We start from the raw sequence: 19,533 nt of genomic DNA, 5'->3' as shown, positions 1-19,533 counted from the left end.
ATTTTATTAACCAATTTGCATAATAAAGATCAAGGCTAGCGACTCTCTTTTGCCTGTAAAATAAAATCAGCCAGCTCGGCAAAGCCGTAGCCCCCATTTTTATTGGTAATATAAGCAGGCTTAGTTTCAAACTGAGGTAACAGCCGTTCAATATTTTTCACTCCAAAGGTCAACGGCAGCCATGCAAACATGGCTTCATCATTTAATGAATCACCGATATAGGCTATCTCATTGAAATTCATCTGGACATTGTGAGCAAATAAATATTGCTCGGCGGATAAGCGCTTATTGTGATTGCCTATCCAGACATTAAGATGAATTGAGCTTAACGTCGCATTGACGGATTGCCCGTCGACGGTCAAATTACGAACTTTTATCAGCAGTTCATCACAGATTTTCTGATCAACAGGGGGGCGATCCTGGCTTAAGTTAATGGCGACATCACAGTAGCGAAAAGACTGATCGCATGCAAAATCGATATCGGGATAGTCCTCAAGCAATAGTCGAAGATGCTTGATAAGCGCCATTTGCTGAGACTTCATGGTATCGATTGGAATGCTTTCTCTGGTGATAAAACCAGTCGCGTTTTTCTGCATCCAAAAAGCCCCATTTTCACCAATCACGCCATGAACAGGCCAGAGTCTTGCTATTTGATCGCACCAGCCGGCAGACGCCCCGGTTATTGCCACAACATTTATGCCAACAGCAGTGAGTTTCTCCAGTGCAATGAGGGTTTCGGGTGGCAGCTTTCCCTGCCAGGTTAGGGTATCGTCAACGTCAGTTAATAACCATTTAATCGCGCTTGCTTGAGTGACCGACATGTCGGCTAAGGGTTTAGGCATACAGAAGCTCTTTTTGATCGTTCATTTTGAGATCAATCTCAATGTGTTTTGATGTATCTGCATCAAATAAATGCAGATGTTTTTGGTCAATATCAAGTCCAAGAATATCTCCAATTTCAATTTTACTGTGTCCTTCAGCACGCACAACCAGATTCTGATCCGTTTCATCCATTTCTTTACAGTCAAGTGTTTTACAATAAAGCAGGAGATCTGCGCCTAACGACTCGATCAGCTCAACTTCGACTTCAAACCAGGGGCTTTTTTCAACAATGTTTATATGCTCCGGGCGAAGCCCTAATTTTATATCACCCGGTTTTAAAGATTGGGTATCGATGGGTGATAATGAAGAACCCAGTGTAAGACCTTTATTGGTCACCTTTGCATCGAGAATATTCATTGCTGGTGAGCCGATGAAGGTCGCCACAAACACCGAAGCCGGATTGTCGTAAATCTCCAGTGGTGTGCCTACTTGTTCGACAGTGCCTTGATTAAGCACCACCAGTTTGTCGGCAAGTGTCATGGCTTCGACTTGATCGTGTGTGACGTACACCGAAGTGGTTGCGAGTCTGCGTTGCAGTTTCTTAATTTGGAGTCTCATTTGAACCCTTAACTTAGCATCCAGATTAGAAAGCGGCTCATCAAACAGGAAGATTTTTGGCTTACGCACAATCGCCCGGCCCATAGCAACACGTTGCCTTTGCCCCCCGGAGAGTTCCTTTGGTTTTCGTTCAAGCAGATGATCGATTTCTAACATCTCGGCGGTGTCGTTGACAATGCGCTGAATGTCCGCTTTTGGGGTTTTACGGTTACGCAGTCCATAGGCCATATTGTCATAAACAGACATATGAGGATAAAGCGCGTAGTTTTGAAATACCATCGCAATATCACGTTCGCTTGGCTCTAAGTTATTAACCAGACAATCGTCTATTTTAAGCTTGCCTGAGGTTATTTCTTCAAGCCCTGCAATCATACGCAGTAAGGTCGATTTCCCGCAGCCACTTGGGCCAACAAGGACAACCATTTCACCATCTTCGATATTCAAGCTGAGTTTATGAACGGCTTGATAACCATTTGGATAAGATTTTGTAATATTTGAAAGTGTTAACGTTGACATTTATTTCTCCGAATCTACAAGGCCTTTAACAAAGGCTTTCTGCATAGCAATAACCACAATAACAGGTGGCAGCATGGCTATAATGGTGGTTGCCATAATTTTATTCCATTCAATCAGACCATCAACCACACCGAGCATCTGTTTAATGCCCATCACTATGGTGTAGTACTGAACATCTGTGGTGATCAGTAGTGGCCATAAATACTGATTCCAGCCATAAATAAAGGTGATCACAAACAGTGCTGCGATATTAGTCCGGGAAAGTGGCAATAATATATCAATAAAAAACCGGATTGGACCTGCACCATCAATGCGCGCGGCTTCGAACAATTCTTTAGGCACGGTTAAAAAGAACTGCCTGAATAAAAAGGTAGCGGTTGCACTGGCAATCAGCGGAATGGTCAACCCTGAGAATGAATTGAGCATATTCAAGTTGGTAATAACCTCAAAGGTTGGAATAATGCGGACTTCAACGGGCAGCATCAGGGTGAAGAAAATAATCCAAAAGGCTAACATACGGCCCGGAAAGCGGAAAAAGACGACAGCGTAAGCCGACATTATAGAAATCGTCAGCTTGCCCACAGTAATACACAGCGCCATTACCATGGAATTAAACAGCATATGCGTAATAGGCAGTTGCGAATTGTTAAACGTACTTTTGTTGCTGAGCAGATCGGAAAACACGCTAAAACCGAGATCTCCAAACCAAAGTGGTGTACCCGTTGCAAAGGCGGTGTTTTCGTGTGTGGTAGCAACCAATGCTACCCACACGGGGAAAGCAATTGAAAGAATGCCAAGGATTAAAATAATATGGCAAAAAAGCGTAAAGAGGGGTCTTCGTTCTACCATTAGTAGGCTACCTTTTTTTCTATGTATTTAAATTGGAATACGGTTAAGAGCGCCACCATTATCATTAAAATGACCGATTGAGCTGCTGAGGAGCCCAGATTCAGCCCAATAAACCCATCGTTATAAACTTTGTATACTAGCGTCGAGGTACTTCTGCCGGGTCCTCCTTGGGTCATTGCGTGAATAATCCCAAAGGTATCGAAAAACGCATAGACGAAATTAATCACTAATAAGAAAAAGCTGGTGGGTGAGATCAATGGAAAGCTGATGGTGATAAAGCGTTTTACCGGGCCACTGCCATCAATGGCCGCCGCTTCATGCAGCGATTTGGGGACAGATTGTAATGCGGCAAGGAAAAATAAAAAGTTATAACTAATTTGTTTCCAGGTTGATGTAATAATCACCATCCACATAGCGTGTGCATCGTTGAGTGTCGGATTCCAGTTAATCCCGAACCATTGTAATAGTTCTGCAATAACGCCGATGGTGGGATCAAATAAAAACAGCCAGAGCGATCCTGCCACAAGGGGGGCAACGGCATAGGGCCAAATAAGAAAGGTACGGTAAAACAAGGAGCCACGCACGATATGTTCGGCAAAGGCCGATAATATCAAGGCACTGATCATGGCAAGAAAGGCGACACTGATACTAAATTGCAGCGTGGTGAATAAAGAATCAAGATAATTACTGTCGTTGTACAAGTGGATAAAATTTTCCAGGCCAACAAATTCACTGCTCAACCCAAAGGGGTCCTCTAGTTGAAATGACTGGAAAATGGCTTGACCAGCAGGCCACAGAAAAAATACCGCAGTAATCAATAGCTGCGGGGTGATAAGAGCAATGGGCAACCATTTATTTTTAAATACAGCTTGCGATGACATAGATGTTCCACAGTTTTATAGTCATGTTGATAGTGATACTTATAGTCAGGAAGTAAAATATCACCACTTTTTAACAAAAGTGGCGATATAATATTAAGACATCTACTGTTGAGTACGTTCGAAGCGTCTCAACTGCTCATTACCAAGACGCACAGCATTATTCAGTGCGACTTGAGCCGATTGATCGCCAGACCAGACTGATTCTAACTCTTCGTTGATAATGTCACGTGTTTGCAGAAAGTTGCCAAAACGAATTCCCTTGGAATTAACGGTAGGCTTGGTTGACGTCATTTGAATAACGGCTGTCTCAGTACCAGGATGCGTTTTATAGAATCCCTGCTTTTTCGTTAGCGCGTGCGCCTGTTTAGTAATAGGTAAATATCCGGTAAACTGATGCCAATCTGCTTGCACCTTCGGACTTGACAGGTAAGTAAAGAATTCAGCCACTCCTTTATATTGCTCGTCTGAATGTCCACGTAACACCCATAATGAAGCGCCGCCAATAATAGTGTTTTGTGGTGTTGAAATAAGCGTGTCATCAAAAGGAAGCTCGGCAACACCCACGTCAATATCTTTCATATTTTCTTGAATACCGGCAAGCCCTGCAGATGAGCCCATGGTCATTGCACATTCCTGCGTGTAAAACAACGGCATACCTTTTGATTGACGGCCACCGTATTTAAAGATTCCAGATTTTGACCACTCAGCCATTTGTGCTATATGATCAACAAAAGGTGCGCTATTGAATTTAAACTTAGTGTCTAAACCATCAAATCCATTGCTGTTATCCGCAAGCGCAATATTGTTGCGGGCACCAAAGTTTTCGATTTGTGTCCAGGACTGCCATGTGGTGCTAAAACCGCATTGGGCACCGGAGGCTAATAACTTAACAGAGACATCTTCCATCTCTTGCCATGTTTTGGGTGCTGATTTTATACCTGCTTTTTTAAACATTGCTTTGTTGTAATACAGAACAGGGGTCGAACTATTAAACGGCATGGACAACATTTTTCCGTCATTGGTGGTGTAATAGCCGGTCACTGCGGATAAATAATTATTGGGATTAAAAGACTCATTAGTCTCTTTCATCAATTCATGAATGGGATAAATAGCCTGCTCTGCCCCCATCATAGTCGCGGTACCTACTTCAAAGACTTGCACAATAGCGGGTTGCTGCTGCGCTCGAAATGCGGCGATAGCACTGGTCATTGTCTCAGCGTAGCTGCCTTTATAAACGGGTTTGATTTCATATTCGGATTGACTTTTATTAAAATCAGCCGCAATTTCATTTACTTTTTGGCCTAAATTTCCACCCATTGCATGCCACCATTCAACCTCTGTTTTAGCATGAACTTGCGCACTCAATAACGTTGCCGCTACCGCCAACCCAGTGAGGTTTTTAATAGACATATCATTTCCTTTCTCATATTAAGTTATTATTTAAAGGAGCAGTGATTTTATTTGTCCACCCTCCACTGATTTAATGTTCATTTGAAGAATAAAGAAAGTTGATTACACTTCAATGACACTTTAATGACGCTTTAGTGAACTTAATTGAAAGTATTTTATGTTCGAAGTTATATTTGCAATGATGTTCACAGTTATGTTGTCAATATTTTCAGGTGCAATAAAACGGTCATAAAGTTTTGCTAGGCTTTATTTTTAATTAATTAATTATTGGAATAATAATGAAAATAACAGCGCATAGAGGAGGTTCTAGTCTGGCGCCAGAAAATACTCTGGCAGCTTTTAATAAGGCAGCTGAACTGGGTTGTGAGTGGATTGAAATTGACGTCCAGCTGAGTATAGATGAGGTTCCTGTTGTTATTCATGATCAAACAGTTGAACGCTGTACCGATGGCAGTGGTGCTGTGTCATCCATGACTTTAGACAGCCTGAAATCACTGGATGCCGGGTTATGGTTTGGAGAAGAATTTCGAGATGAACGTATTCCGACTCTGGAAGAAACGTTATTATTGGCAAGAAATACCAACCTCAACGTGAATATTGAGATAAAACTCTATCGGCAAGATGATCTTGTTCTGCTTTGTGAAAAAATCAAAAAAGTTATTATTGATTTGGACGTGGAAGCATCTCAAATATTATTTTCGAGCTTTAATATAGAGGCATTAAAATACATGCAATACCATCAACCTCAAATTCGCCGGGGTCTACTGGTAGAAACAATTCCTGCTAATGTACTTTTATTATTAGCTGAAATTGAAGCTTACAGCCTGCACTGCAATTACGTTTTTTTGAAGGAACAACAAGCAAAATTGATAAAAAAAAGCGGTTACCAACTTTACTGCTACACCCCTAATTCACCTCAGCAGGTTAGTCAGCATTGGGATTGGGGGGTCGACATGATGATCACCGATGTACCACAAGCCTATATCAATATTTTGACCTACGATAAATTTAAATTAATAAACTCTAATTAATAAACTCTAATTAATAAACAAGGCAGGAACCTCACACTAGCCATGCAGAAACTCAGTCTTCGTCAACAGACAATAATAGATATGATTGGTCATCAAGAGTATTGCTCTATTGATGAACTCGCTCAACATTTTAATGTCACCACACAAACTATCCGCCGAGATATCAATCAACTCTGTGCGATAGGACTCGCATGTCGCCATCACGGTGGTGTTGGTTTACCTGTCACTTTAGCCAACCGCAGTTATGTTTCCCGAAAAGTGACTAATCAAGCAGAAAAGCAGCATATTGCAGCATCTGTTGTTGCCGCGATCCCTAATGGTTGTACCTTATTTCTGGGGATAGGCACTACGATCGCGGGCATCGCAGAAAAGCTGGTCAATCATAGCGAGCTTAGGGTCGTCACCAATAACTTTGAAGCTGCTCATCTGTTATCACAATTTGATAATATCGAAACCTGGATCCCGGGAGGGCGTATTCGAAGTAATGATCGCGATGTTGTTGGAGACAGCATCGGAGCGTTTTATGGTCAGTTTATTGCCGATATTGGTATTATCAGTTGTGGATCAATCAATCCTATCGAAAAACCCGTCGCGTTAAACAGTTTGGCAGTACAATCCGAGGGTGAGATGCAGGAATATGCTTTTGAATATGAACTGCGCGAAGCCATTGTCAGCCAAGCCATTATTTCGGGTTCCAGGCAAAAGTGGCTGGTGGCAAACAGTGCAAAACGGCAACAAAAAGCCAATGCCAAAGTTGCCCCTCTAAGTCATTTTGATCGTGTATTTGGTGGTGTTACAGATAAAAATTGATAGGGCCTGTGCGCCAAAATAGTTGGCATACAGCGACTTGTTTTTTTGTATACCCCTTGAGATTGCCATAGTAAAATAAATAATTAAGATTCTAATTTAAAGGGGGATTTAAGTTTTTTTATTAAGCTAGAAGAGTGCGCTCCGCGCACCTGTTTTCCCTGCTTGCGGTGCATAGAATGCACCCTACAAATGAGATAATACCCATTCCATTAATATCGATTCAATCCTTTGAAAAGGGTGTTTACACTCTTTTTAGATCACTGATAAAAATATTCCACGCTCGGCTGTCTTTATTAATAGCAAAATAAATAATTAAATGATCACATTGTAAAAAGGTATAAATCCTTCAAGTGTTGATTTAAATGGATATTCCCACTTTTTAATTAAGATCGTAATTTAATTTATTTGTGTATAAGCACAATATTCCCGCAAAAAAGTTGTACGAAAGCATCAGCTTTGAAGTTCGAGCTTATCCAGAAGAGCGAGCAGAAATTAAAGGTTGCATATTCATGGTTAAGCAAATATAAAGCGTTATATTCGGACTCGATACAGTTATTATTTCTGTTAAAAGAAAAAGAATGCACTAACTTACTCGCTAATGAGCAAAACGTTAGGCATTTATGGGTAACCTTACAAAAATGAAAAATTCAACTTCTAGCGCAGATCAGGAATTCAAAAGACAGTTCGAATCAGGTGAGATTCCAGGATCAGATCTTAATCACTAAGCACACTTACGACTGGCTTATGTTTATCTAGTTGATAACGACACCGATTCATCCATGCAACTAATAAGAATGTCATTAAAACGATTTATTGAACATAATGGCATTGACCCAACGAAGTATCATGAAACGATAACAACAGCATGGGTTTTGGTCGTTAACCATTTTATGAATAAATCGGAAGGATCAAAATCAGCCGATGAACTAATGGGTCAGAATCCTGAAATGTTGGAAAGAAAACAATGATGACCCATTATTCCGCCGAAGTGCTCTTTTCGAATGAAGCGCGAAACAGATTTGTACAGCCGAACCTTGAGCCCATCCTCAGGCATAACGATTAACTGCCTTTAACACCAGACCCACCATCAAGGGTATGGACAAGGCGAAGGTGCTGCTTAAACAGGTCTGAGACTTACCTGAAAAAGATTGGTTGTCTTTTCTTTCTTTTATTTAACAGCAACAGTACTTTGGTTTTAACCCTTATTTTTTGGTTGTTATGCTCTAGTTCACTGCCGCACAGGCAGCTTAGAAGTTCTTTTGAATTTAATGCAAATGTTTGTGTAGGTTCACTGCGACACAGGCAGCTTAGAAAATTCGAATTGATCACAGTTTGAAACATTAAAATATTCACGGTTGCGCAGGCAGCTTAGAAAAATAAAAAACTGTTCTACACTTTGCTGGTGAAGTTCACTGCCGCACAGGCTGCTTAGGAAAAAAGCGAACAATCGTTTATAAAGCCATTATTGGGGTTTACTGCCGCACAGGCAGCTTAGGAAAAAAGCGAACAATCCCTTATAAAGCCCTATTGGGGTTCATACCACACTGGCTCTTCAGTCTTTTAATTTCTTCAGCCTTTTAAGGGCAACTTACTCTGAGTTAATACCTCTCGCTTCTCGCGTTGACTAGATTCTGATATTTGAAAAAAATGACTGTTCTATAAATTACTGTTTTTTGGTGGCGAGATCATTAAAATATTCTCTGATTTAAAGGACGCTGTTTCACGTGCAATCGGTGATCATATTAACCTGCATAGTAACTTTTTATTCACGAATCAAGTACGCTTCTCAAGCACAATCCTATTGTAATATAGTAATAACGATATAATATATCTTTGTATTAAAATTTCTTCCTCGCGAGCTTCAAAGACAGTCAACAGAACAAACACTATGACTGATTTTCAATGTTGTAAGATGATAAGTTTAGCCAAATTTACACTATATTCGGCATATGGATTTTTACATTATCCAGCCCATAAATTGAAATTTGCTGCATTTTCACCATTCGGGTTTAGCTTTTTTCGCCAATAGATTTTTGCATTTCAAGGTGTTTCACGCGTAGATTTGTTTCAAAGCCATTAAATTATTATCTTCTATGTTGTGCCTCATAAATACACTATTGAGGTTAGAGGTGGCCGTTTTATTTTAAAGTTTAGCCTTTCTTGGTACTGTAAAGTGATTAAGTTACAATCACCCAATCATAAATTTAAGCGTTATGCTCTTCGAGGGAACATGGAAATTCGCAGAATAAAGTATTCAGATTTAAGTGGCTTTGTGAACCTATGGCAGGGTGTTTTTAAGGAGGGTAAATATTTAAGCACCCCACCTCCACCTGCAGGGGGCATAGGCGCAGTTTTACAAAAAGTTGAAGTGCATAAAATCCCACAGTTTGTTGCTATTGTTGAAAATGAATTAGTCGCTAGTGCTGAAGCATTTCCTGGCGATATGTGTGGGCTTAAAGGAGACAATACTTCACAAATTGGTGTAGTTGGCGCGCATGTAAGGCAGAGTATGCGTGGCCAAGGTATTGGGCGCTCCCTGTTAAAAATACTTATCGCTGATAGTAAGAGATATGGTTATTCAAAGTTAATACTTGAGGTTTACGAATCTAATAAGCCAGCTAAAAAATTCTATGAGTCATTTGGTTTTATTGATAACGGCTTTGGCCGCGATGTCATTTTTCCCTCGGGTCTAAAAGTACGCAGTGAAAGAATGTATTTGTTGTTAGGATAAGCCTCGTCAATGAGAACGTTAGATGTTTGAGTTCTTATGGAAAACGGGTGTTTAATAAACCTGGTGTTTAATAAAATGCGGTGACGCAATGTTGGCAGGCGATCAGCAACACTGAATTAGACGGCTTTTCCTTTCAGCTTATGCAAACGCGGGCATTAAACAGAATTGATTTAGTTAAGCATAGATAAGGAGCACCATGCCAGTGTGCGATAGCGATCAAGCCTATATAACGAGAAAGCTAATTTTAAATATAATCATTATCTATGTTTATTACAATGCAGGTAAAAGGTCGCCTCAGAGGCGCTCATTACTTTTTTATGAACAACAACCTTTGCTTTTCCGGAATCGGGCCGATTGAAGGTTGAAAATTCTTTCTGTTCGGCATTGTCCAGAGTATCACTAAGGATATTAATACCTAAGCTGCTCGCAAAAACATTAGCGGATTTTAATTGTGCGTTATTCGCTAAGGATCCTGAAGCATTTTTAATCTGCGGGTCTGATATTTTTAAGTTTGCAACGCCCAGCCGATCAATTAAATCGATAACATCCTCGGCCATGCCAAAATTGGTCACGGTCAGTGTAAATCCCATCTTATTAGCATTATCCAGATTCGACAGAATATCTGCTGAGGCGTCGCAAAGAATCGCCTTATCAACCAGAAATTCAAGCTGCCCGGTTGAACAGCCCGTTTCTTTTAAAATAGTTTGTAGCTCCGCAATAAAGCTAATTTGTGATAATTGTATTTTGAATAGATCAATAGCAATCCGGCCAAATTTAAACTGAGCATTTTCCCAGGAAACCGCTTTTAAGCAGGCTTTACGGATCATTTTCCAACCAATGGGGACTAACAAATGGCTGCCTTCAGCCACACTCAAAAAGTGCTCTGGCAGTAATATTCCACGCTTGGGGTGATGCCAACGCAGTAAACCTTGCAGCGCAACGATTTGCCGTTTACTAAGATCGTATTGCGGCTGGTAATACAAATCTAACTGATCTGACAATAATGCCTGTTTTAGCTCTTTTTCTAATTCAAACTCTTTATTCAAACCAAGCGTCAAGCCAGGGGTATAAAAATTGTATACTGTACTTTTGCTGTTTTTACTATGTCGCTTCGCTTTTTCAGCATTCAAAAAGAGGGGAGCAACCTCAATCCCATCATCTGGAGAAAGACTGATACCGATACTTGCGGTAATATTTTTGTGAACGTTTTCGATGATAAATGCGCTGCTAAACTGATCTGTTACTTGACGCGCAACCGTAGCTGCATCGTGTTCACTGGCTAATTCGTCAATGATAATAATAAATTGATCCTTAACAAAACGGCCCAGGGTATATTTTCCATAAAGACAGTTTTTTAGACGCCTAGCAACCTCCTTTAAAATCTGATTACCGCCATTATGCCCATACTTATTATTAATCGCCTTAAAATCATCAATATCAACTAATATAACCGCCACCGCGCTGTGCTGATAATTCGCACGTGTTAATCTATCTTCCAATCGGCTAAACAGGGATATTCGATTATGTAATCCTGTTAACGGATCCTGTTTTGATAAGAAGCTAATTTTTTTATCTGTTACTTGAAAGTGCGTTAAATCGGTATAAGAATAGACTCGCTCAACCCTGTTTTCCTGCGTGTGCTGGACCTCATAGGCCTCTAACCAGGCGTGACAAACATCACCAATCTTGGTGCGGTAGGTGATATCTCCCTGCCAGGAACCGTCTGCTTCTAAAAGCTGTTCAATATTTTTATAATATGCACCATCATGGGTCTCAGAAGCTAATATATTGATCTCTTGCGCCAATAATTGCTCTTTACTATAACCAAAAACAATACAAGCGTGGTCATTGGCTGAAATTATCCTGCCATCCTCGTCGGTTACGATCAGACTCTCTTTACTGTTTTCAAAGACAGCATCCGCAATCTCAAAGCGCTTCTGTGTCTTTCGCTGCTCGGTCATATTCCGGCCAACAGAAATTAACCCTTGTACATCTCCCTGTTTATCCTGCACGGGTATTTTTTTCATATTGAGCAAATGACGTTCGCCATCATCATCAGTGGAAATGACTTCCTGTACATTAACTTTATTATTTTTTATAACTTTTTGGTCGTGCTTTATAGACGCTATCGCTTGTTCCAATGGGAAAAAATCATACACTGTTTTACCCAAAACCTCCTTTTCCAAAGAACCCACAAATTTCTCAAACGGACTATTACCGCCTAATATGCGACTTTTTAAGTCTTTATAAGAGATCATATCTGGAGAAATATCTACCGTCGCGCGCAGTATCCTTCGCTGTTTTTCTAATAAATATTTTGACTTATTGAGCTCTGTAATATCAAAAATAAGTCCACTTTGCATTTTTCCGTTAGCGGTGAACTCGTTATAAAAGAGAAGATCATGCTTTTCACCCACTTTATTAGTCCCTCTATATTCATGCAAGCCAACTTGATGATCAGTAAACATTTGTGGATCTATCTTTTCGATTTCATCCTTTAAAGGAGAGTCAGATAGCTCAGCAAATGTTTTCCCGATAATTTGTGCGGGAGAGAGACCTAACAGCTTGGAAAAATGGTGATTACAGGCTAAATATTGTGCTTGTTTATTTTTAAAATAGATGGGAATACTAAGAGATTCTAAGAGGGCTTTAACCTCATCAGTAAAAATATTTTCAACGTCAACGGATAACTTGGTTTCTTTGGGCTCGTCATCTGCATTCAGGTAGGTTGTCTTTAACAAGGGAAAATCTGCTTTAATTTTATCTTTTATATCTGTATTAAGGGGGCGTTCTGATATGAAGTGGCTAAAATTATTTTCCGATAAAGTCAGGCAGAGTTGCACGCCACTCACTAAATGAAAAACGTGATAGTTATCTGTTTTTTCATCCGTAAAAAATGAGTTAAACAATGTATCAATAAGGGCAATATTGTCTCCAAGATACAATAGATTTTTAATGGGATCAGACAAAAATAACCTCCTTATATAAAAATGCTACGTGAGTAACGTCTGCTTATAGTCATGGATGGTTCGGAAACTCAGGCTCGAGTGTGTTGATTGATAGCCGATGCGTTAATAAATTGCGCTATTGAAGCCTTTTGCATAGCCACAATAGGCTTTTATGTTTTGGTCATACTATCCTGCGAGTCTATTGTCAGGGGTATTATAATTACCTGCCATCCATAATGCGCTTTGAATGATGAATTATCAAATTCGTCAGCTAATCACTAATAGTTATAACCGCCAGTTTGACTGCCTGCTGGATTACCCGTATTGTCGAAAATACCAGCAGTATTAGTCATCCCCCAATAGTACTCTACCTGACAGGATGTACTTGATCTATATACTCAATACTAAATTGAGACACAGTAACTATATTCTGAGCCATTATGTAGAGTATATTTATTTTGGGAGGTACATACTTTATGTTTCCATATACAAAATCACTGTTAACCGTTGCGATCTTAGCTGCTTGCTGAATTTTCCAATACCTGAAATTATTGGGTAAGCTTAGTGGCGACAGGCTAAACTTATGCTCAGGTATTTCGGTGTAGTTATCTATAAAATACCTTGCCAATAACGATATAAAGTATAAATTAAATTATTTCAAATGAATCATTATATCAATTGCACTTATTAAGTGCTCTATTTAGGGACATGTTCCAGACAGCAACACTTCAGATGTCCGCAGATCGCTTTGCCGCTGATTTTCTGGTTGCACTATGTAGTCAATAAAGAATGGAGGGTACTTTTTAATAATTAACGTATCGTCCCTTTTGCAGCTAAAAAGACGGTTTTATAAAATTTGCTTTAAGAAGCTGGTGGTTTATTTAATGTTAAAATTTTTTGTGAAAAATCTTACCGTTGAAAAGATATAATAAGCATTTGCACATTTGCACATTTGTACATTTGTGCAAATTCACAAATCTCTTCAAAATTGTTTATTCTTTGACTCTTATTGTTTTAAGATTAAAACCAGTATTAAAAGAGATGCTCAATTGCGGCATAAAAAGGGTAAAAGTACCCGCAGTGTCAATCCAAAATTCTAAAGATCAATGCAGTTTTTTAAGGATAAAAAATGATATTTGAAGATCAATTTACTAAGACAACAGTGAAGACAACGGGCGCGCAAATCAATGTGCTACAGGGGGGATCGGGTGCGCCATTATTGCTTTTACATGGTTACCCGCAAACTCATGTTATGTGGCACGAGATTGCGCCATCTCTTATGCAACATTTTCATTTAATTTGTCCGGATCTTAGAGGATATGGTGATAGTTCAAAGCCCTTTGGCAGTGCAGATCACGCCACTTATTCTAAGCGTGAGATGGCTAAAGATATGATCGAGGTGATGGAAAGCCTAGGATATAGTGAGTTTTTTGTCGCGGGTCATGACCGTGGTGCTCGCGTTGTCCACCGTATGGCATTAGACTATCCTGAAAAAATCAAGAAAGCCTGTGTGATGGATATTGTTCCCACGCATCACATGTTTAAAACGACTGATCAGCAATTTGCGACGGGTTACTACCACTGGTATTTTCTTATTCAACCGGACAATCTCCCTGAACGTATGATTGGCGCTGATCCGGCTTACTATTTGGGTGAAAGTCTAAAAAGATGGAGTGCTTCGGGCGCCGTATTTAAAAAAGAAGCCGTTGATGAATATATACGCTGTTTTAGCAGCGCAGAAACAATTCATGCTTCCTGCGAAGATTACCGTGCTGCTGCAAGCATTGACCTAAAGCATGATCAACAAGACATGAGTCAAAAAATGCTCTCTCCTTTGCTAGTTCTGTGGGGAGCCGAGGGATTTATTGAGCGTAATTATAATGTGCTGGATGTATGGCGAGAACATGCTGTAGATGTACAAGGGAAAAGCTTGCAGTGTGGACACTTCTTGGCAGAAGAGGCACCCTTGGCAGTTTGTGAAGAACTGCTTCGATTTTTTGACTATCCAAAATAAGCGCCTTAGTATATTTTTACTGTTCAAATAGAATATATACCGGGCGTTATACGGGGTGGTGACGAAGAGCGTGTCGACCTTGCGGTGATGGCCTAAAATGGCGACACCTCTTCTACCTGAGCAACTAATATATTCATAATCTTTAAATGCAAAATTGGCTAAACCATGGTCTCTTAGACATGGCAACACCTGTTTAATTGAATTTAGCTTTGGCGAAGAAAGTGGAAGATGCATCATTGATAAATTATCACATTTAATGGCGGTCTTTTGAACGCCAACTAGCACTATCCATGACAACAATCGCATAGCCCGTAGGGTGCGCTCCGCGCACCGATTGCCTGCTTGCGGCACCCTGCCAATTTCATTAATTAACTTTCGATGTCGATTCAATCCATTGAACAGAGCCTCTCCACACACTGATAAAAATATTTCGCGCTCGGTTCACAAACGCTGCAGGCATGGTAAATATCCTGAATTTACCATGGCGTAAAATCAGGTTGATACGCATCGAGCCAGATAGGGTGCGGTTCGGCTCGCGGGGTGGACGGCCACAGTGTGGGGAGTACCGGCAGCCACAATGTGGCCTCCTTTATCACCACCCGCTGGACCAATATCGATCACCCAATCAGCGGCAGAAACCACGTCCATATCGTGTTCAACCACGATCACTGTATTGCCCGCATCGACAAGCCGGTTGAGCTGGGTGAGGAGCAGCAGCACATCGGCGGGGTGCAGCCCGGTGGTGGGCTCATCCAGCACGTATAGGGTGTGCCCGCGGCGCGCCCGTTGCAGCTCGGTCGCAAGCTTGATGCGCTGTGCCTCGCCCCCGGAAAGCTCGGTGGCGGGCTGACCGAGTCGCAGATAACCAAGGCCCACCTCGCTAAGGGTTTCAAGACTGCGCAGTGCCGAGGGCACATCGGCGAGGAATACCACTGCCGCATCCACTGTGAGTTCAAGCACTTCGGCTATATTCTTATTGCGGTATGTCACTTCGAGCGTCTCAGGATTGTATCGCGAGCCACCGCAATCGGGGCAGGGCGAGTAACTGCCCGGCAGAAAGAGAAGGCCAACCGCAACGAATCCCTCGCCAAGGCAGGTCTCGCAGCGACCACCCGGTACATTGAACGAGAACCGGCTAGGGCTGAATTTTCGACTTCGCGCCTCGGGAATCGCGGCGAACGTTGTCCGCACCGCATCGAACAGGCCAGTATAGGTGGCGAGATTGGAGCGTGGAGTACGACCAATTGGCTTCTGATCAACGCGCACCAGACGGTTGATAGGCTCTGCCCCGGTAATCGCCTTGACCGTGGTGATTTCGACGGGTTTAGGCTCGGACTGATCGTCCTTCTCTCCGGTCGCCGAGCCAGTAGATGCGGTTCCTGCAATGGGATCTTCGTCAGGGTGAAGGTGCAGGCCAACGGCCTCGGCGAGTACCTGGCTTACCAGGGTAGATTTACCTGAGCCTGAAACGCCGGTGACCGCCGTCAGCACGCCGAGCGGAAATTCAGCGTCGATACCGCGCAGGTTATGACGGGTAATGCCCGTCAGGCCGAGCCAGCCAATGGGATCCCGCAGTGCGCGTGTGGCCGGAATTGGGCGCTCATTTGCGAAGAGAAACTCCCTTGTGATGGAGGCGGGTACATCTGCAAGTCCGGCCGTTGGTCCACTGTAGAGTACTTTCCCACCGTGCTCCCCCGCGAGAGGGCCAACGTCGATCACCCAGTCTGCACGGCGTACAACGTCCATATTGTGCTCCACGACAAAAACGGAATTGCCGCTGGACTTCAGCTCTTCGAGTACAGCGAGGAGCGGCTCGGCATCGGCCGGGTGCAGTCCCGCGGAAGGCTCATCGAGTACATAGATCACACCAAACAGCCCGGCGCGCAACTGGGTTGCGATGCGCAGACGCTGCATTTCACCGGGTGAGAGTGTGGGCGTCGCGCGGCCCAGGCTCAGGTATCCAAGGCCAAGATCGAGCAGTACATCAAGACGGCGAGTAAGGTCGCTGGTGATTGTGTCACTTGCAGTGTTGGCGACTCCCAGATAGTCGAACGCGTGGCGCAGCTCGGTGAGCGGCAGGGCGTTCAGATCGGCGATGGTGTGGCCATTGAAAGTAACCGCAAGTGCTTCGCTGCGCAGCCCGCTTCCCGCGCAGATAAGACACGGGCCCGATTTAACATACTTGAGCACACGCTTACGCACCGAGGCACTCTTTGAGTCAGCGAGTGTGTGCATTACATAACTCTTAGCGCTCCAGAACTTTCCTTTGTAGGGCCTAGGTCGTTCCCGCACCGGCATGATCTCGACCACAGGTTGTTCCTCGGTGAACAGGATCCAGTCGCGGTCAGTGCGGGAAAGCTGGTTCCAGGCGGTGTCCACGTCATAGCCGAGCACGCTGAGGATGTCGCGCAGGTTCTTGCCCTGCCACGCCCCGGGCCAGGCCGTAATAGCACCTTCACTGATGCTCAGCGAAGGGTCGAGCACCAGCGATGCCTCGGTGACAGTATGCGCTGTTCCAAGTCCCTGGCATGTTGGGCAGGCACCCATGGCGGTGTTTGGTGAAAAGGAGTCCGACTCCAGGCGGGGTGCACCATCAGGATATAGACCGGTGCGGGAATAAAGCATCCGCAGGGAGTTTGAGAGAGTGGTGACGGTTCCCACGCTTGAGCGAGAGCTGGGTGTTCCCCTGCGCTGCTGCAGCGCGACGGCAGGCGGAAGGCCGGTGATTTCATCTACTCGGGGCGTGTGGCCCTGCTGGATCAAGCGCCGGGCGTACGGCGCGACGGACTCGAAAAAGCGTCGCTGGGCCTCAGCAAAAATTGTGCCGAAGGCGAGGGAGGATTTGCCTGAGCCGGACACCCCGGTGAAGGCGACTATCGCGTCCCGGGGCAGATCCACGTCGACGTTCTGCAGATTGTTCTCCCGGGCACCGCGCACACGCACAAAACTGTTGAGCGTTGTGTGCGAAACGGATGCTGAATCGGGGATGTGGCGAAGGAAAGTGTCAACTGGCAAACGAAGAATGCCGATATTACTTCTTTTTTTCATTATTAAAGACCCCTTGTAACTGTACTGGAACAATATGGCGCTAGCGGAATTTGCCATTTATAACATGTGATTATAACTTGTTAGGCTGCATTTAAAAATGACCTGTTTTTATCGTGTGGATATATTGCCATAAGTGTCAATTTTTAATTTTTCATACCTTGATCACTCTTTTAAATTTTGCTTAGAAATAAAAGGTGTGATGTAGAATGATAAAACATAGTCAATAGTCATACGCTGTCGGTTTAGAGGTTTAGAGGTTTAGAGGTTTAGAGGTTTAGAGGTTTAGAGGTTTAGAGGTTTAGAGGTTCAGAAAGGTTTTTAAACGACCTTGAATATTTTACTGATGTCGTTAAACAGGTGGTCAAATTTGTTGTAAGGCTTTGGGGAAATTTTAGACTTAGCCCGTAGAGTGAGCTCCGCGCCCCGATTGCCGCTGCTTGTGGTGCATAGAATGCACACTACCAATAACAGAATAATACCAAAACAATAATTAAATGATCACATTGTCAAAAGGCATAAATCCTTCAACTGTTGATTTAAATGGATACTCCAACCTTTTAATTAAGATCACAATTTAACTTCTTTTGGTATTATCTTACGTCTGAAAATTTAGCCTAATTATATGTATATTATTACACTACGATGAGATAAGAGATAACTCATGCAGGTCATTGAGCGACTATTCTTGGCACTCGACTGGAGATCGCAGTGACTATCTCATAATTTACTGTGTGCTGTTTTTTTGCGAGATCATCGGCTGTTATGGTTTCACTGCCCTGAGTTCCGATAATAACAACCTCGTCCCCTATTGAGACTTTACCCCGAAGTTGCGTCACATCAATCATGCACTGATCCATACAGATATTCCCAATCTGCCTGCATCGCTCGTTACCAATTAAAACTTCAATTCTGTTGCTCAGCGACCTGCTCAAACCATCACCATATCCAATGGGAATAGTGGCGATAAGAGAGGGTTTATCGGTGTAGTGCAGGTGGCCATAACTGATTCCGGTATCTTGAACGACTTCCTTGAGCAGCGTTATCCGGCTTACAAGAGACATTATCGGCTTAAGATCGTTTAACTCCGGGACAACCATAGAGACAGATGGCTTTAGACCATAGATTGATATACCTGGACGAATTGCATCAAGGTGTGCTTCTTCTAACGCAAACAGGGCTGCACTGTTGGCAATATGATAGAGAGGAATATTATACGCTTTGGTTTCTTTCTTTAGCGCAGTGAAAGTATTGATCTGTGTTTTTGAAAAAGATAAATTGTTTTCATCAGCGCGGGGGAAATGGCTGCAGACTCCTCCAATAATAATTTCAGGTTGGGCTTTACACTCATCAAGAAACATCAGTAGCTGGTCGGGTCTGACACCCATGCGGCCCATTCCGGTATCTACTTTGACGTGTATGGTTATTTGTTTATCTCTTCTTCTTGCTGCTTGGGCAAGCGCTTGTAATTGCACCTGGCTAGAAACTATCGGTTGAAAATCATAGTCAAGGAGATAGTCGCTGTTTTCAGCAAGCGTGGGTGACAGGATGATAAATGTAGCGTTAACCCCTTTTTCGACAAGCTCTGCAGCCTCACTTAGATGCGCGGTGCATAAGGTGGTGTAGCCAAGACTGATCAGATGTTTTGCAATAATCTCTGCATCATGACCGTAGGCATTAGCCTTAATAGCGGGGAAAAGTGGCCGCTTACCGGCCTTTTTTTGCAGCACCTTCATATTATGAGTCAGGTGGTCGAGATGTATAATTGCTCTGGTTAAATGCGTGTTTTTATAATTCACAGTGCTGGTCGCTCCCATTTAGATCATAATAAAAAAATTTTGGCTACCCTATCTTTTTT

12 protein-coding genes are annotated in these 19,533 nt (G+C 42.7%); 4 read left to right on the top strand and 8 right to left on the bottom strand.

Annotated features, from left to right (window positions below; translation table 11 throughout):
* Window positions 1-35: 35 nt before the first annotated feature.
* From PING_RS10835 to ugpB, 5 genes are all read right to left on the bottom strand, one after another.
* A complete protein-coding gene (locus tag PING_RS10835) occupies window positions 36-842 on the bottom strand; it encodes an HAD-IIB family hydrolase (protein ID WP_011770405.1) in 807 nt (268 codons plus the stop codon).
* Complete coding sequence (locus PING_RS10830; RefSeq protein WP_011770404.1) at window positions 835-1,956, bottom strand: sn-glycerol-3-phosphate import ATP-binding protein UgpC; 1,122 nt, start codon at window positions 1,954-1,956, stop codon at window positions 835-837. The genes PING_RS10835 and PING_RS10830 overlap by 8 nt, the downstream gene beginning before the upstream one ends.
* Complete coding sequence (gene ugpE / locus PING_RS10825) at window positions 1,957-2,805, bottom strand: sn-glycerol-3-phosphate ABC transporter permease UgpE (RefSeq protein ID WP_011770403.1); 849 nt, start codon at window positions 2,803-2,805, stop codon at window positions 1,957-1,959.
* A complete protein-coding gene (ugpA, locus tag PING_RS10820) occupies window positions 2,805-3,686 on the bottom strand; it encodes a sn-glycerol-3-phosphate ABC transporter permease UgpA (protein ID WP_011770402.1) in 882 nt (293 codons plus the stop codon). The genes ugpE and ugpA overlap by 1 nt, the downstream gene beginning before the upstream one ends.
* Before the next feature lie 102 nt (window positions 3,687-3,788).
* A complete protein-coding gene (gene ugpB / locus PING_RS10815) occupies window positions 3,789-5,096 on the bottom strand; it encodes a sn-glycerol-3-phosphate ABC transporter substrate-binding protein UgpB (protein WP_011770401.1) in 1,308 nt (435 codons plus the stop codon).
* 278 nt (window positions 5,097-5,374) lie between these two features.
* On the opposite strand from ugpB, the gene PING_RS10810 reads away from it, so the two are divergent.
* The 3 genes from PING_RS10810 to PING_RS10795 all read left to right on the top strand — a co-directional run bounded on the left by PING_RS10810 (window position 5,375) and on the right by PING_RS10795 (window position 9,668).
* Window positions 5,375-6,127 (top strand): glycerophosphoryl diester phosphodiesterase, encoded by a 753-nt coding sequence (locus tag PING_RS10810; protein WP_011770400.1) that lies wholly within the window; start codon window positions 5,375-5,377, stop codon window positions 6,125-6,127.
* Between the two features lie 42 nt (window positions 6,128-6,169).
* Window positions 6,170-6,937 (top strand): DeoR/GlpR family DNA-binding transcription regulator, encoded by a 768-nt coding sequence (locus tag PING_RS10805; RefSeq protein WP_011770399.1) that lies wholly within the window; start codon window positions 6,170-6,172, stop codon window positions 6,935-6,937.
* 2,173 nt (window positions 6,938-9,110) lie between these two features.
* Window positions 9,111-9,668: a GNAT family N-acetyltransferase gene (locus PING_RS10795; RefSeq protein WP_157035352.1), complete on the top strand. Its 558-nt coding sequence runs from the start codon at window positions 9,111-9,113 to the stop codon at window positions 9,666-9,668.
* A 257-nt stretch (window positions 9,669-9,925) separates the two neighbouring features.
* On the opposite strand, the gene PING_RS10790 is transcribed toward PING_RS10795, so the two are convergent.
* On the bottom strand, window positions 9,926-12,637 hold the full coding sequence (locus PING_RS10790) for a diguanylate cyclase domain-containing protein (protein ID WP_011770397.1): 2,712 nt from the start codon (window positions 12,635-12,637) through the stop codon (window positions 9,926-9,928).
* 1,108 nt (window positions 12,638-13,745) lie between these two features.
* Between PING_RS10790 and PING_RS10785 the strand changes: the two genes are divergently transcribed.
* Window positions 13,746-14,630 carry an alpha/beta fold hydrolase gene (locus PING_RS10785; protein WP_011770396.1) on the top strand — a complete coding sequence of 295 codons (885 nt, stop codon included), beginning with the start codon at window positions 13,746-13,748 and terminating at the stop codon, window positions 14,628-14,630.
* A 492-nt stretch (window positions 14,631-15,122) separates the two neighbouring features.
* Here the strand turns inward: PING_RS10785 and PING_RS10780 are convergent, their stop codons facing one another.
* Window positions 15,123-17,678 (bottom strand): excinuclease ABC subunit UvrA, encoded by a 2,556-nt coding sequence (locus PING_RS10780; RefSeq protein WP_011770395.1) that lies wholly within the window; start codon window positions 17,676-17,678, stop codon window positions 15,123-15,125.
* Window positions 17,679-18,346: 668 nt separating this feature from the next.
* Window positions 18,347-19,474, bottom strand: a complete 1,128-nt coding sequence (gene alr, locus PING_RS10775) for an alanine racemase (protein WP_011770394.1) — start codon at window positions 19,472-19,474, stop codon at window positions 18,347-18,349.
* Window positions 19,475-19,533 lie beyond the last annotated feature (59 nt).

It is taken from the genome of Psychromonas ingrahamii 37, from assembly GCF_000015285.1.
GTDB classification, from domain to species: Bacteria; Pseudomonadota; Gammaproteobacteria; order Enterobacterales; family Psychromonadaceae; genus Psychromonas; species Psychromonas ingrahamii.
Note: the sequence above shows the minus strand (reverse complement) of the source record. Positions and strands in the feature narration are given on the sequence as shown.

Excerpts from the sequence above, each read along its gene's own strand:
- PING_RS10780 (WP_011770395.1), bottom strand. The coding sequence starts at position 17,678 with ATGAAAAAAAGAAGTAATATCGGCATTCTTCGTTTGCCAGTTGACACT.
- PING_RS10805 (WP_011770399.1), top strand. The coding sequence starts at position 6,170 with ATGCAGAAACTCAGTCTTCGTCAACAGACAATAATAGATATGATTGGT.
- ugpE (WP_011770403.1), bottom strand. The coding sequence starts at position 2,805 with ATGGTAGAACGAAGACCCCTCTTTACGCTTTTTTGCCATATTATTTTA.
- ugpB (WP_011770401.1), bottom strand. The coding sequence starts at position 5,096 with ATGTCTATTAAAAACCTCACTGGGTTGGCGGTAGCGGCAACGTTATTG.
- PING_RS10785 (WP_011770396.1), top strand. The coding sequence starts at position 13,746 with ATGATATTTGAAGATCAATTTACTAAGACAACAGTGAAGACAACGGGC.
- PING_RS10835 (WP_011770405.1), bottom strand. The coding sequence starts at position 842 with ATGCCTAAACCCTTAGCCGACATGTCGGTCACTCAAGCAAGCGCGATT.
- ugpA (WP_011770402.1), bottom strand. The coding sequence starts at position 3,686 with ATGTCATCGCAAGCTGTATTTAAAAATAAATGGTTGCCCATTGCTCTT.
- PING_RS10830 (WP_011770404.1), bottom strand. The coding sequence starts at position 1,956 with ATGTCAACGTTAACACTTTCAAATATTACAAAATCTTATCCAAATGGT.
- PING_RS10810 (WP_011770400.1), top strand. The coding sequence starts at position 5,375 with ATGAAAATAACAGCGCATAGAGGAGGTTCTAGTCTGGCGCCAGAAAAT.